The sequence below is a fragment of the Dyella acidiphila genome (assembly GCF_014863405.1).
GTDB classification, from domain to species: domain Bacteria; phylum Pseudomonadota; class Gammaproteobacteria; order Xanthomonadales; family Rhodanobacteraceae; genus Dyella_B; species Dyella_B acidiphila.
The window spans coordinates 41654-55617 of the sequence record NZ_JACZZA010000005.1; the positions used below are offsets into that span (position 1 = coordinate 41654).

General features: G+C 66.5%; 9 protein-coding genes. All 9 read right to left on the minus strand.

The window, feature by feature from the left end:
* Positions 1–7: 7 nt before the first annotated feature.
* The 9 genes from IGX34_RS09745 to IGX34_RS09785 are packed head-to-tail and all read right to left on the minus strand — an operon-like array spanning position 8 to position 13942.
* Positions 8–205: a hypothetical protein gene (locus tag IGX34_RS09745; RefSeq protein ID WP_192555534.1), complete on the minus strand. Its 198-nt coding sequence runs from the start codon at positions 203–205 to the stop codon at positions 8–10.
* Positions 202–2682 (minus strand): hypothetical protein, encoded by a 2481-nt coding sequence (locus tag IGX34_RS09750; protein ID WP_192555535.1) that lies wholly within the window; start codon positions 2680–2682, stop codon positions 202–204. Before IGX34_RS09750 ends, IGX34_RS09745 begins: the two co-directional genes overlap by 4 nt.
* Positions 2679–4040 carry an ATP-binding protein gene (locus IGX34_RS09755; RefSeq protein WP_192555536.1) on the minus strand — a complete coding sequence of 454 codons (1362 nt, stop codon included), beginning with the start codon at positions 4038–4040 and terminating at the stop codon, positions 2679–2681. Before IGX34_RS09755 ends, IGX34_RS09750 begins: the two co-directional genes overlap by 4 nt.
* A complete protein-coding gene (locus tag IGX34_RS09760; protein ID WP_192555537.1) occupies positions 4024–5868 on the minus strand; it encodes a contractile injection system tape measure protein in 1845 nt (614 codons plus the stop codon). The genes IGX34_RS09755 and IGX34_RS09760 overlap by 17 nt, the downstream gene beginning before the upstream one ends.
* A complete protein-coding gene (locus IGX34_RS09765) occupies positions 5865–8384 on the minus strand; it encodes a hypothetical protein (RefSeq protein ID WP_192555538.1) in 2520 nt (839 codons plus the stop codon). Before IGX34_RS09765 ends, IGX34_RS09760 begins: the two co-directional genes overlap by 4 nt.
* The gene (locus tag IGX34_RS09770; RefSeq protein ID WP_192555539.1) at positions 8381–9187 is read right to left on the minus strand and encodes a hypothetical protein; all 807 of its coding nucleotides are present in this window, start codon (positions 9185–9187) and stop codon (positions 8381–8383) included. Before IGX34_RS09770 ends, IGX34_RS09765 begins: the two co-directional genes overlap by 4 nt.
* Positions 9184–13215 (minus strand): hypothetical protein, encoded by a 4032-nt coding sequence (locus IGX34_RS09775; RefSeq protein ID WP_192555540.1) that lies wholly within the window; start codon positions 13213–13215, stop codon positions 9184–9186. The genes IGX34_RS09770 and IGX34_RS09775 overlap by 4 nt, the downstream gene beginning before the upstream one ends.
* Positions 13216–13229: 14 nt before the next feature.
* The gene (locus tag IGX34_RS09780) at positions 13230–13640 is read right to left on the minus strand and encodes a GPW/gp25 family protein (protein WP_192555541.1); all 411 of its coding nucleotides are present in this window, start codon (positions 13638–13640) and stop codon (positions 13230–13232) included.
* 2 nt (positions 13641–13642) lie between these two features.
* The gene (locus IGX34_RS09785; RefSeq protein ID WP_192555542.1) at positions 13643–13942 is read right to left on the minus strand and encodes a PAAR domain-containing protein; all 300 of its coding nucleotides are present in this window, start codon (positions 13940–13942) and stop codon (positions 13643–13645) included.
* Positions 13943–13964 lie beyond the last annotated feature (22 nt).

The window sequence follows — 13964 nt, forward strand, 5'->3', positions numbered from 1 at the left end:
GAATGCGTTACTTGCCCTTGCCTTTCTTCGGCGGCGGCGCCTTGGCCTTCGGCTTGTCGTCGCCCTTCAGTTGCGCGATATGCGCCGCCTCGCCCGCCTGCCGCGGTGTGGCTGCCACCCTGCGCTGCAGCGCGCCGGCACCTGCGTTTTGTGCGGCTGCCGGTTCGGCGGCCAGTTTGGCTTGCATCGGCTTTGGCGTTTTCATGGTCTCTCCACCCGTGGTTTGAGCATGTGATAGGCAACCGTGGCGATCAGCGCCACCAGCAACAGGGCCAGCAAGGCATTGCCCTGGCGCACCCGGACCAAGGCGGGATCGCCGGCCAGCAGCAGCGCGCCCAGCAGCAGGAACGCGATCGCGCCAAGCAGCAAGCCCAGTTGGTAAGGCAGGCCGAGCTGGCGCATGCGGCAACTGGATTGGTAGATCAGGAAAGCGATCAACCACACCACCAGCAGTGCTTCGGCGGCCATGCGCAGCGGCCAGCGGTATTCGCAGATCCAGCCATTCAATTGCTCTGCGCGCGGCGTGCGCGGCATAAAGCTGCCGCGGATACGCGCGGCGGTCATCGTGCCCGGATCCTGCCCCAGCGTCGGTGCGGTCCAGAAGCCGGCACCGCCGAAGTTGTCGGAGGCGTAGGCGAGATCCTCGGCCAGCGCCTGTTCGGTGGAGGCACCGGTGGAAACGATCGGAATCACCCGGTGCAGCAAGATCCGGCACACTTCTTCGTCGATATCTTGGTTGTGGTCGATGGCCGACACCACTTGTCGCATGCTGCGGTCGGTGGGCTGGGTGAGCAGCACCAGATAGCGCAGGGTGAGATTGGTGCTGCTGCGCACACGCGCGTTTTCGCTGGCCACGGTATCGCCCAACGGATCGATCGCCTCGGCCTGGTGCAGGTATTCGGCCATATGCTCGACCTGCCAGACCCCGCCCGCGGCGGTGAGGTCGGTATCGCGCAGCACGATGTTGAGCACGTATGGGCGCTGGCGTTTGCGCAGCTCGCTGATCAACGCCAACACTTGCTTGTTCAGATAGCGCGCGAACACCGGGCGCAAGGGATCGTCAGCCGCCGGCAACTGGTCCAGATACAGCGTCAGGCCATTCCCGTAGCGTTCGGTATTGGCAAATCCAGGCACCCAGGCATGACTGCGCGAAGCCAGGTCGGTGAGCGGCGTATCGATGAAGTTGGCCGCCTGCACGGCCAGGCGATTGGCGATGCGTGCGAGGTCGTCATCGCCGAGGTCTTTCAGGAAGTGCCAGTCGTTGTGATAAAGCGTGTAGTCGATGGCGGTGCGGTGTTGATGCGCTTCGCGGATAAAGCCGCTGTCCTGCGGTTGGCTCCAGTTCGGCTCGCGCAGGTCGCCGTTGTCCATGAACCACAGTCCGAATACGCTTACACGCGAGAGCAGGCTGAAATCCAATCGCTGCGGGCTGTCGCCGTTATGCCAGTACGGATAAAACCCGTAGATTTCGCCACTGAGCTGGCGCACGCAGCCGCAGCCCTTGCCGATCCATTGCGGCGCGGGCGGATTGAGCAACGAATACGACTGCCGCGCCTTGTCGATCAGCAGGGCACGCAGCGCCGGGCTCATCAGCCATTGCGGCACCTGCTTCCACGGCAGCGGGTCGGCCGGCACGTAGTCGTCCTGCCCGGCCAGCTTGCTCCAGTCGGGCGGGCAGTCTGCCTTGTCGAACGTCGGCGCGGGACGGCCCTGCTTGCTCGCTGCCGCCTCGACCAGCTCGTTGGAGAAATTGCACAAGCGCGTGTCGAGCGCAGCGGTAAACAATTCTCGCTCCGGATACTCCACGCCAAGCAGCGGTTGCAGCAGGCGCTGGAATTGCGCCTGCGCATCGGCCTCGATGGCGGGATCCGCCGGCTGCCTGGCGTCCTGGGCGGGCGCGCTGTCCTGGTCATCATCTTTGGCGGAGTCGTCCTTGGGTGTGCTGTTTTTGGATGCGCCACTGTCGCTCACCGCGTTGTTGTTGGCGGAGTCGTCCTTGCCGGCCGGCGCATCCTTGTCGTTGCCGTCGGGGTCATCCGCCGGTGCTTCGGCACCGGCCGTAGCGGCGCTGGCGGACATCTGCTTGAGCATGGCAAGCACGTCCTTGTCCTTGAAAATCGACGCGCTCAGCGCATACACGTCCATCGCCGATTGCGGCGACGACGGCGCCGCCAGCGTGTCGGACAGCGGCAGCGTGGACAGCGGCGTGGGTGGCAAGGGCTTGGGTGCGGGTTTCGGTGCCGGCGGCGGCGGTGGCAAGGGCTTGGGCGCGGGCAGCGGTTTCGGTGCCGGTGCAGGCGCCGGTTGCCACGGTGCTGTGATGGCCAGCTTGTAGGTCTGCTGTGCTGTGCAGCCATGCTGGTCGCGTACACCGGCCACGAACACTGCGATCAGCGGCAGCGAACTGGGCATGCCGGACAACACGCCACTGCTGCTGATCGCGATGCCTGGCGGCAGGCTGCCGGCGTGATAGGTATACGGCGGCGCGCCACCGTTGGCGTGCAAGGTGTACTGGTAAGGCTGGCCGACCGTGCCGGGCGGCAGGGTCACCACACTGCTGCCAAGCTGCAGGGGCTGCATGCCAGCGCAAGACACGGCATGCGCCACGTTCGGCACGGCGACCAGCAGCAGTCCACAACAGCGCAAGAGCATGGAAACGACGGCATGCGCGAACGGCTTCATCCCACCGTCCTCCCTTCCTTGCCCAGTTCCTTGGCCAGGGCGCTGCGCAGATGCGCCGTACCGATCTGGTTCGCGCCGCTGCGCGCGGCCTGCAGCACGGCGAAGCGCAGCACGTTCACGATCGCGCCGCCGGACAGCACATGCTGCTCGGCAATCGCTTCCAGGTCGACCTCGGGCGCTACGCGCGCAACCTGCGGCAACAGGCTGCGCCATAGCCGCAGGCGCTGCTCGGCATCGGGCATCGGGAAATACACCATCGATTGGAACCTGCGTGAAAACGCCTCGTCGAGATTGCCGCGCAGATTGCTGGCCAGGATCACCACGCCGGGAAAATCCTCCACCCGCTGCAGCAGATAAGCGATTTCCTGGTTGGCGTGCCGATCGTTGCTGTTTTGCACGGCGGCGCGTTTGCCGAACAGCGCATCGGCTTCGTCGAAGAACAACACCCAGTGCCGGTGTTGCGCCTGATCGAACACGCGCGCCAGATTCTTCTCGGTTTCGCCGATGTATTTGGACACCACCATCGACAAGTCGATGCGATAGACATCCACCCCGGCGCTTTGTCCAAGCAAGGTGGCGGTAAGCGTCTTGCCGGTACCGGGCGGTCCGTAGAACAGGCTGCGATAGCCGGGTTTGACCGTGCGCGCCAACCCCCAGTCCTGCATCAGTGCCGCGCCCTGCTCCATCCAGGTCTGGATCACCGCGATCTCGTCCATCACCGAGGGTGTCAGCACCAGGTCTGCCCAGCTCAGCGCAGTGGTGATGCGCTTGGCCGGAAACTGGATGTTGTAGTCGGGCTTGTGCGCCACCCCGGTCTGCAGGCGTTGCAGTGTCTCCGCGCCTACGCCGAGCGCGCCGCTGAGCTGCGGCTCGTTACCGGCCGCTTCGCAATCCAGGCGCAGGATGTCGCGCACGATAAACGGATGCTGCGGATCGAACAGGTCGACCAGGGCAATGCGCCGCGCCAGGTCGTCGCCGGCCACCAGGAACGCCGCGGTTTCGCCGGTAGGCAGAAAGCCGCCGTGGCGCTGCGCCTTCCAGCCGCCGAATTCGGTGAAGCCGCGATCGAGGTTCTGGTTGCGCACAAACAGCAGATCGAGTGCACCGGGGCGCAAATGCGGTGCCAACGCCAGCGCCAGCACGGCACGCTCGGCCGGTTGTAGCGCCAGCTCGCTCACCAGTTCGTCCAGGGCACTGCCCTCCGGCAGCGACGGCGGCGGCGGCGCGGCATCGAAGCCCTGTGCGTGTTGCTGGAAATGCTGCTCCAGCCGCAGATTGAGCACGGCATCCAGCCAGTCCAGCTCCTGGCTGAGTGCGGCGGCGTGCAGTGCGTAGCGATCGTCAACGCCAGTCGACATGGATCGCCCCTTTCATCCACGGCAGCTTGATGGTGCTGTAGCCCCACGGCAGCCGGTCCAGCAGCACGTCGAAAGACAGCGGCTGCACTTTCATGCGCCAATGCTCGCCTTCGTAGGATTCGTGCTCGACCAGACGACCGATGCGGCGCAAAAAAGTTTGCTGCAGACCTTCCGGCGACGTGCTGCCCAGACCCTTCCAATGCAGGATCACCGCGGCCAGCAGGCTGTCGAGCACCGGCTTGATTTCATCCAGCGATCCGGCCGGCGGCAGCGGCTCTTCGATCGAGGCACCGCAGAGCAATTTGTTGAGCACCCATTCGTGCTCTTCGCTGCCGGTATGGCCGTCGCTGAGATAGACCAGACAATGCACGGCGCGCTGACGCGCCGCTTCATTCACAAAAGCATTGCCGTCCAGCAAGCCGAGTGTCCTGAACAGATGCGGGGTAAAGTTAGCCAGCAAAACCAGGCCAGCATTGGCGATATAGATCGCTTCGTTGTCGGGGTGATCGTCGGCGGGCGAAACCGTGCCGTCGCTGTTGCGGCGATTGCGCAGCTGCGGTCGTTCGCCGTGCATGGGCCGCCTGGTCGAGCGGCCCCGATCGTCCAGAACATCCACGCTGTCTTCTGCACCGGACCGCACCAGCGCGAGCAAGGCGTTGTTCCATACCTGTTGCCAGGCGACATGATCCTGCGGCACACGTTCGGCCTCATGCAGATAGGCCACGCTGTAGTCGAGCACATACAGCTGCAGCGGCGACAAACCCAGGCCGGCCGCGCGCACTGCCGGATCGTACTGATGCAGCAGCGCGAACTGGCGCAGCGATTCCTGCCATGCGGCAGTGAGCACCACGTCGCTGGCCTGCTCGCCGGCAGCGCTTTCGCTGGCGGCATGCTGTTGCGATGTGCGCGCATCGCTGCGCTGGGTATGCGACCGCTCACCGAGCAGACGCGCCTGCACACCCAACAGCAGGTTGCGCTGCAAACCGGTGCTGGCCCAGGCCGGCGATGCAGCATCCAGCCAGTCACCGAGCTGCGATGCGCCGCTCTCGCCCAGCTGCGCCAGCAAGCTATTGCCCACGGCACTGAGCAGGCGTTGCATGCGCGCCACACCCAGGGCGCTGCTGCCCTGTCCCCATAGCGCCTGCAGCCCGGCCACGCGCCAGGCCTGACGCACCTGCGCCAGCTGGTAGGCACTCAAGCGCCCTTGTGCGCGCAGCGGTTCCAGCACGGCGTCGTCCAGCTGATCGAGCGCCTGCGCGAGTTCACTGTGGCGCAGCGCCAGCAAGGCCTGCAAACCGTGGCATGGCGTGATGTGGCTGAGCCGGCGCAAGCTGCGATCGGCATGCGGCAAACGCTGCAGGGCGGGCCACAGGCGCGGGCCGGTTTGCCGCGCCAGGCGCGCCAGCCAGTCGGCCATGCCGCCACTGGCCAGCGGCGGCATCGACCAGTGCAGCCGGCCGTGTTCGAGGTAATACAGGAATTGCTCCAGCTCGCGCTCCTGCGCACGGCCGATGCGCAACGCGGTCGGCGCGCGTACGCGCAACGCCGTGTCCTGCTGACGCAGACGGCGCAGCTCGGTATCCAGCACCTGTTCCAGCCTGTGCGCCAGTTCGTCGGCATGCGTATCGGCAGCCAGCTTGCCCAGGTCGATCTGCAGCTGGTCGATGCGCCACACCTCGCCCTGCGCTGACAACTGGTCGAACACGTTTTCCAGCACGCGCGCGCCGGGACCGTGCAGAAAGGCACTGATGCTCTGCTGCGCCAGCGCCGGTTGCCGCTCGCTGCCGCGGCAGTGCCATTCCAGCGTCTCGATCACGTGGCGGCTCATGCACCCGCCTCCGGACTGTCGGCACCCAGATGTCGCCACAACAGCCAGCGCAGCATGCGGGTCCAGTCTTCCAGCCGGTGGGTAGCGGCATCTGCGCCATCCGCGGCAAGCATGGCGGCGCAATGCAGCTGTTTGGCTTCCAGCCACGCCGCATAGCAGCGCTCGAAACGCTGCATCGCCGCGGCATCCAGCCACAAGGTCTGGATGCGCAGATGCGCGGGCGCGTTGAGCGCCAGGGTTTCCTGCGCGACGCGACGAAACGATGCATCGTGTCCGCGCGCGGTCCAGGCCGGGAATACCGCGGTAAGGCGGTAGGCGTAGAAATCGTCGGTGATATCCGGATCGCTGCCAGCCAGCGGTCGCAGCAGCACATGCTCAAGCACATGCATGCCTTCGCATTCCAATTGCAGGCGGCAGGCGAATTCATGCAGGCAGATCGCCGCCGCTTCCGCCGGTACGCGATTCGAGCGCAGGCGCAGGCGCCAGCAGCTCTGCTTATCGTCGCCACCCAGCCAGACCGAGCCGGCGTCGATATGCCGGTAACGCTCTGCATGCACCGCGCTGCGCAGCAGGGCCGGCGGCAACGCATGTGGATCCAGGTCGGAGAAATGCAGGGCCAGTGCGCGTGCGGCGCTGGCCAAGTCCGTACCCATGCCGTCGACCACGCGGCGGCGGCGCGGACTCCACAGCGTGGGCGGCTGCAGCGACGAAGGCAATTTGTCGGTGTCACCCGGCACATGGTTTTCGGCCGCCAGGGCGAGCTTGGCATCGCGCAGCGGCGCCATCAGCAAACGGCTGTGCCGGTACTTGAAGGCCAGCAGCAGGCTTACACGCTGCTGCAGGGCCGAGGTGTTGTTGCGCCGCCCGAGGGAGCGGCGGCTGTAGTCGATCGCGCCGTAGCGATCACGGGTAAGCGCCGCCACACAGCGCAGCATCAATCGCTTCTGCTCGAACAAATGCACCGGCCACAGCGCGGCGCTGAAATACCAGCCGAATGGGCGGATGCTGCCCTGCCAGCAGCCTTCGCCATACAGCGCCAGCAAATGATCGAGTACGCGCCCGCGCCGCTCCAGCGTGGCATCCGCCGCCGCGAACACCGCTTCGCGCACCTGTTCGCGGCCACTGACATAGAGCTCGCCCAGGTCGGGAATATGCTCCTCGCCCAGCACCTCCCAGGCATAGCTGGCGCGCGGCTGCGGGCGGGTGGTGTACAGCTCGCGCAGGTAATGGGTCTGCGCATGGCCGTGCGCCAGCCATTGTTCCAGCAGCGCCAGGTAGGCGCGCAATTGCGCGGCATCGGCGGCGTCGGCCGCATTCATGGTCAGGTCGAAGCGTTCGCGGTAAATGCGCGGCAATTGCCGGAACAGCGATACGTAGACATCCGGCGACAGGTACTGGCCTTGCGGCCGCAGCAAGGGCGAACCCGCCATCTCCGGTGCACTGTCGGCAGCCGCGCGTCCACCGGTATTGCGGCGCAGATCGTCCAGGCGATGCAGCAATGCATCTTCGGCTACGCCAATCGGGTTGCCGCGCCGCTTGATCTGCCATGCCTGCATCGCCTCGTGCCGATCCGGCCAGCGCAAACGCAAGACCCAGCCGTCGCCGCGGCGCGGCAAGGCGCCGCCGGAACTGTCCAGGCCGTCCGCCTTGAGGCTGATGCCGCTGACTTCGGCGACGCCTTCCACGGTCAGCGCAAGGCGCGCCAGATCGCCGAAATACACCCGGCTGTCCAGGTCGCGCTCCAGGCTGCCGGTATCGATCCAGCCCAGGCGCAAGCGCGGGCCGTCCAGCAGCTCGGCCAGCGCACTGCCTGCGTCTTGCGCGTTGAGGCGCTCCATCAGCGAATGGCGCCGCGGTGCCGCATCGACATGTTCGGCACATAGCGCAACTACGTCGGCGAGGATTTCTTCCGGCGCACGTACGCCCTCGATATTCAGATCGAGCTGCAGCGTGCACCAGCACGGCTGCAACACGTCGGGCCAGGCTTGCAGATCTTCGCCGAGGTTGCGTTGCGCCCAATAGGCGCGCGCTGCGGCGGCATGAGCGCTGTCGGCCTGCTCGGTGATCACTTCCATGCTCATGTGCCACAGACCGTTGCCGGCCGGCATATCGGCATGCGCCTGCAACGCGCCCGGCACGCGGTCGAGCAGCCAGCGCATATAGTCCATGCGGGTGCAGGCGCGGCTGGGCAGGATTTCCTCGGCGGCGTGCAGTCCCACGCTGCGGTAGTGGATGCGGCCGTCCGGTGCGGCGAGCAAGTCCAGCAAGGGCTGCTGCGCACCGAACAGATCTTCGGTCAACGCAAAGCACAACGCATCGAGCAAGGTGACGCCGGGATCGTGGTAGTTGTAGTCGGTCCAGTGCTCGCCGCTGAGCGATTGCAGCGCTGCGAGCGCCTTGGCGCGCAAGGCTTCGTAGGCGAATGGATCGTCGCCGCGATGCCGTTCGATCACCGCCGGCAACGGCGCGGCGAACGCAGGCGGGAGACCCGTACCGGCTTCGATCCGCGCGTTCATGGCTGCCCCTTTTGCATATGCGGGTCGAACCACAGCTGGGTGACATGCGCGTTGATCGCGATGCCGCTGCCGTAATCGCAGCCGCTGCGGATTTGCAGCCGATAGCTGGCGTTGCGGCCGCTGCTGCCCTGCCAGCGCAATTGCAGGCGGTCGCAGCGGCGTGCGTAGAACGCATCGGTGCTGCGGATGCCGCGCTTGCGATTGAGGAAATTGAGAATGCCCAGGGTGGGGTTATAGGTATTGAGCGCGACCGCATGCACCAGCGCAAAACTACCCTTGCCCTGGTGGCCGGCGCCGGCGGTTACTTCGAATGCCTGGCAGCCATCCAGATCGTCGGTAAGATCCTGCCACTGCCCATTGGCCAGCAGCGGCACGGCGTGAGCGCGCGCATAGCTGCCGCTGCGCCCCTTGCTGCGCAGCATCCCGTCGATATCGAGGGCGGCGGCCGGACTGGCGTTGCGGATACCGATCCGTCCGGACGGATCCAGGCACAGCAAGGGCGGCCTGGTATCGGTTTCGCCGTCGGCTGGAGGCTCGCCGTTGGCGCGAATCAGCAACTGCCCTTGCGCGCCGCCGAACAGCACCGACCACAGCGGCAGGTCCGGATCCTGGTCGCGGAAGAAGCTCAGCAGCGCCTCGTAGCCGGCCGCTGCGGAAATTTCGAAACCGCGCTCGACCGATTTGCGAAAGCCCTCGTCGCTCATATTGAGCATCGAATCGATCAAGTCGGCGAAGTGCTCCTGCGTCGGCAGCGCACCGTCGCTGAAGTAGCTGCGCAGCGATTCGCGGTTGCGGATAGTCATGGCGCCACCTGCCCCGGTGCCGCCGGCACGCCGCCCACGATAAAGGTACCGCCGATTTCCAGCTTGCCTACGCCGGTGGCCTGCGCACCCTGAGTCGAAGGCACGCCGATCAGTTCGATCAGATGCCGCGGCGTCGGCAGTACCAGGCTCCATGGCTGCACCGGGCGCACCTGCCGCACCGGCTTGCCGTCGCGGGTACGTGCCGTATCCAGCAGCTGGTAGGTGTTGCTGTCGGTGCGCACGATATGCAGCAGGGACATTGCGCAGACCACATCTACTTCATCCAGTTCGCGCAGGCGTGCTTCGATCGCCTCGGCGCGCACGTCCCAATTGAAAGTGGGCCGGCAGCCGTCCGCATGCCAGGGCGACAGGAACTCGACGATGGCCTGGTTGATGCGGATCATCGCCGCGCCCGGATGCACGCCGCGCGCCAGGCGCAATGCACAGCGCACCTGGATGCGCTCGTAGACCGCATTGCGCACCACCAGCTGCAGACCCGGCGCGCTGCGTTCGCGTAGATGGACGGCCATTTGTTCCAGCACCGCCGCATCGAAGCGCGGCGCCTCGGTGCTGTGGAACAGCACGCCCTGCCGCGGCGCCGGCACCACTACTACCAGCACGCCGCCCGGCTTGCCGGCGATCGCCGCAGTGGGGGCTTCGCCATTGACGAAACACTTCACCTTGAACGCTGCGGGAAACGCATCCAGCAGCAGGCGTTCGTAGTCCCACGGTGTGCTGGCGCGGTCCTTGTGCCGCAGCCGCTCGGCGCTGCGCACGCGCAACATGCCGGCCGCCTCCGGCTGGCCCAGACCATACGATGGGCCGATCTGCTGGATCGCGCGCAGGCCGCCGATTGCATGCAAGGGTGTGCGCACGGTCGCCGGCGGCAGCGGCGTGCCGGCTTCATCCGCGCCGCGCGGCTCGACTCGGCGCGCGGTCACTGCCTGGGTGTAGACACCGTACAGGCCGGCCAGCCGCTCCAGCACGCCGTCGGCACTCAGCCGCAGCCAGTACAGGCCGCCGGGTAGCTGCGGACAATCGCGCGTCATGCCGGCCGGCAGGTCGAGCACCACGATGCCGTTGCGCAGAAAACCCAGCGTGCCATCCGACAGGGTGCGATCGGTTTCCAGCGCACGCCAGCCGTGTTCGCCCCACACCGCCCAGCGAGCTTGCGGCAGCGCCGCCTGCCAGCATTCGGCGGCGCTCTCGGGGCGCAGATGGAAATACAAGCTCAAGGCGCCGCACGGATCGGAGCCGGACAGGCCCACATATAAATTGCCGTCGTAGAAATAGCGCGGCAGCAGCGGCACGCCGTCCATGCCGGGCCGCGCACGCGGCGTGTCATGCCCGAACGGATGCAGGTGAAACAGCTGTCCGGATGCAGCGCCATCGGTACCCGACCTGAGCGAGATGCGCTGGCTGGCAAGGTAATCCAGCGAGAGCTGCTCCACCGTCGGCGTGTACGGCTCCTGTGGCAGCGGCAGCGCAAGCTTCGCGCGCTTCAACCGCGCATTGGCAGTAAGCGCTTCGGACAGCAGGCGCGGATACAGGCTGTGGCCGAAAGCCGTGCCGGGCGCGGCCAATTCCAGGCGGAAAAAGCCGTTACGGGTGGTGGTGCCGTAGACGAGCGGCTCCGGCGCGCGCGCCTGTGGGCGGTGATACAGCGCGAGATCGGTTTCCGGCAAGACCAGGCTGATTGTTTCGCGCAGACGGCGTTCACCCTGAAACAAGCCCAGGTTGCCACCGCTGCCGCCGCGCCATTGGCCATCGCGCAGAATTTCCGGCCGCACCTGAAAGCCGGCCGCCGGCCAGTTGCCGGGATAAGCGTGATAGCGCGCCGCAAAGCCGCCTTCTTCAGTGGGCAGTTGCCCCCAGCGCAGATTGAGGCGCAGCGCGCGCAAGGGTTTGCCGGCCAGCTCCTCATTGCCGAACAGACAATAGGCGCCCAGTGCCGGCAGCGGCCCGAATGGCTGGAACGGCTTGCCGGCATCCAGCCGGCCCAGCTGGTTGTACAGCACGATGTCGCGCACACCCGTCACGTTCACCGACAACACCACATCGTGCAGGATGATTTGCTGCAGCAAGCTGTACGCGTACAGGCGTGTGCGGTTCTGCAGGGTCAGCCGCAGCATCGGCTGCGGCGGACAGTCCGCACCATGGATGACCGGCTTGCAGGCCACCACCGACGGCCGCTCCAGTCCCAGATGCATGGACAATTCGATGCAGCCGCCGAGACCGAAACCATCGCCATCGCGCCGGCGCGCCAGTACGTCGCCGGGCACCAGCCAGCCGCCGGCCACGCTGAACTCGGCCTGCCACACACCGCGGAACACGCGCTCGAAAATCAGCACGCGATCCGGCAGGCCATGCCCGGCGGCATGTGCGTCGGCGTGTTCGTGCGGATAAATCAGGATCAGCGGATCGTCGATCTCGACCGCCTTCGGGCCATCGCAGCCGGGCAGCGCCGCGGCATGCTTGCGCAAGGCCTCGACATCGAGCGGATGCAGCTCTTCGCTGCCGGCGATCAGCCACACCGCAAACAAACGGCCGAGGCTGGCGCGAAACGCTGCATTGTCGCCGACGGCCAGGCAGCGGGCGGTCAAATAGCACAAGCGCACATCGCCTTGCGTGCGCGGCGCGCGCGCCCACGCGGAGGCGGCAAGCTGTTCGGCACTGGCCGCACTCAGCGGTACGCCATGGCTGGGATGATGCCGCGCTTCGGCACGGTCGAGCCGCGCAAACACCTGGCCCAGCCACGCGGCGTCGCGCTGCCCGTTCGTGCGGCGCATCAGCGTCGCCAGCATTTCGTCGTCATTGGCCGGATGCGACAGGCGCAGCGACAGGCGCACGCGCCGATCGCCTTCCTTCAGGGCCAGCATCGGCGATGCCACCGCAAAGCCCAGCCTGGCATGTTGCGCATCGGCCGCCGAACTCTTGGCCTGCCCGCCCAGCAGCGGCCACCACGGCGGCTCTTCCGCATACGCCGCATCTGGCGCCAACAAGGGAATGGACTGCGACATCACGCGCGTGGCATAGCCGAATTCGCGCTCAGGCGAGATCAGCGGATCGCGTTCCAGGCGCAGGCTGTACAGCGCGGCGACTTGGTTGTCGGTCACCTCCAGCGCCTGCTCGGCCGCGAATTCGATCGCCTGCCCGGCGCGGTCCTTGCCGCCGATAAAGCGCGTGCCGAGCGCCACTTGCACCGGCGCAACGTAGCGCGGATCGCGCTCGAAACGCAGATACACGCGCTCGTGTCGCGGCCGGCGCGGCTGCATGCGCAATAACTGCAAATAATAGAAATCGGTCAGCCGCTCGGGAAAACGGTTCACCACCGCGCGCGTGTCCTGATACAGCTGCAGCCCGGCCAGCAGCAGGCCCATCGCCGGCTCGTGCGCACCGCTGGCGAGGCTGGCCGGCAATTGCGCCTGCGCCAGCGGCCGCAGCCGCGCGATGGTGACGCACAGCGCACCCCACAGGCGCCGCAGCAGTTGCCGGCGTCGCGCAATGTCGGCCGGTGCGTCGGCCACCTGCCCGGCCTGTGCGCCGACGCGCCAGGCCGGATGCACGCGCCGGGCTTCGGTCGCATCGAGGCCGAAGCACCCCACGGCCTCCTGCACCAGCTCGCGCAGATTGCTGCCGATCGCCGCCATCATCGCCTGCAAGACCTGCACCGCCACCGGCGTGTCGTGCCAGGCCAGCCATTGGCACCAGCTGTCGAAGCGCGACATCAGCTGGCGTACGCGCCACCACAGATGGCGCTCGTCCGCCCACGGCCATGCTTCGGCGAAACCTTCCTGCGCCGTGGTCAGCGGAAACGCGGCGATATCGGCCAGCAGCACGCTTTCATCGCGCAGCAAAGCCTCGTCCCAGCAACCGGCCTCGGCGCCATCGCCGCTGGCAAAGCGCAGCTGCGCGGCATAGCCGAGCGTCAGGCGGATACGCTCGGCCAGCGTGAACTCCTCCGGCACGATGTAGCCGGGCCGGAGCGCAGCAGCGAGGCGTTGGTCTTGTTGCGTGCCAGCGTTCATGACATGGGAATGCGTCAGCTCCGCACCGGATCGGTGGCCTGGTGCAGATAGAACGGATAGACGAGGTTGTGCCGCGTATTGGTGCTGCGGATGGTGTAGTCGATGACGATCTCCAGCCGCCCGCTCAACGCATCCACCAATTGGGCATCCATGCTGTTCACGCTGATGCGCGGCTCATAGAACAGGATCGCCTTGCGGATCATTTCCTTGATCTGGGTAACGGTCTGTTCGCTGGCTTCTTCGAACACCATGCGGCGCAGCGCGCAACCGTAATGGGGCAGCATCACCCGCTCGCCCGGCTGGGTGGACAGCAGGATGCGCAGGCTTTCGGCGATGTCCTCGCTGTCGGCCACCATCACCGCTTGTTTGGTGCGCGGATCGAAGCGCGGCGGAAAGCTCCAGCCCCGGCCAAGAAAGTCGGCCATGCTCAGCCCCCGATAAGCACGGTAGGCAAACCCAGCACGATGCTGCCGCCGTGCGCCGTGGTATCGCCGATGCGCGCGGCCGGACGGCCGCCGATCATCACCGTGGATGAGCCTTTGACGATCGAATCCGGCGGCCCGACGCAGGTGAGCATGTCGCCGACCACCGCCGCCGGCAGCTTGCCGATCAACACGGTCGGCACGCAGGGACCGATAATCGGACCGCCGACATGCGGTATCGGCGGCAGCCCGGGCGTGACCATCGGGCAGGTATGCATGTCAGTAATACGTGCGGCTGGCGGCATGAGTGTTTCCCCTGGATCTGCG

Coding starts and splice junctions, on each gene's coding strand:
- IGX34_RS09770 (WP_192555539.1), bottom strand. CDS start 9,187: ATGACTATCCGCAACCGCGAATCGCTGCGCAGCTACTTCAGCGACGGT.
- IGX34_RS09785 (WP_192555542.1), bottom strand. CDS start 13,942: ATGCCGCCAGCCGCACGTATTACTGACATGCATACCTGCCCGATGGTC.
- IGX34_RS09755 (WP_192555536.1), bottom strand. CDS start 4,040: ATGTCGACTGGCGTTGACGATCGCTACGCACTGCACGCCGCCGCACTC.
- IGX34_RS09780 (WP_192555541.1), bottom strand. CDS start 13,640: ATGGCCGACTTTCTTGGCCGGGGCTGGAGCTTTCCGCCGCGCTTCGAT.
- IGX34_RS09745 (WP_192555534.1), bottom strand. CDS start 205: ATGAAAACGCCAAAGCCGATGCAAGCCAAACTGGCCGCCGAACCGGCA.
- IGX34_RS09760 (WP_192555537.1), bottom strand. CDS start 5,868: ATGAGCCGCCACGTGATCGAGACGCTGGAATGGCACTGCCGCGGCAGC.
- IGX34_RS09765 (WP_192555538.1), bottom strand. CDS start 8,384: ATGAACGCGCGGATCGAAGCCGGTACGGGTCTCCCGCCTGCGTTCGCC.
- IGX34_RS09750 (WP_192555535.1), bottom strand. CDS start 2,682: ATGAAGCCGTTCGCGCATGCCGTCGTTTCCATGCTCTTGCGCTGTTGT.
- IGX34_RS09775 (WP_192555540.1), bottom strand. CDS start 13,215: ATGAACGCTGGCACGCAACAAGACCAACGCCTCGCTGCTGCGCTCCGG.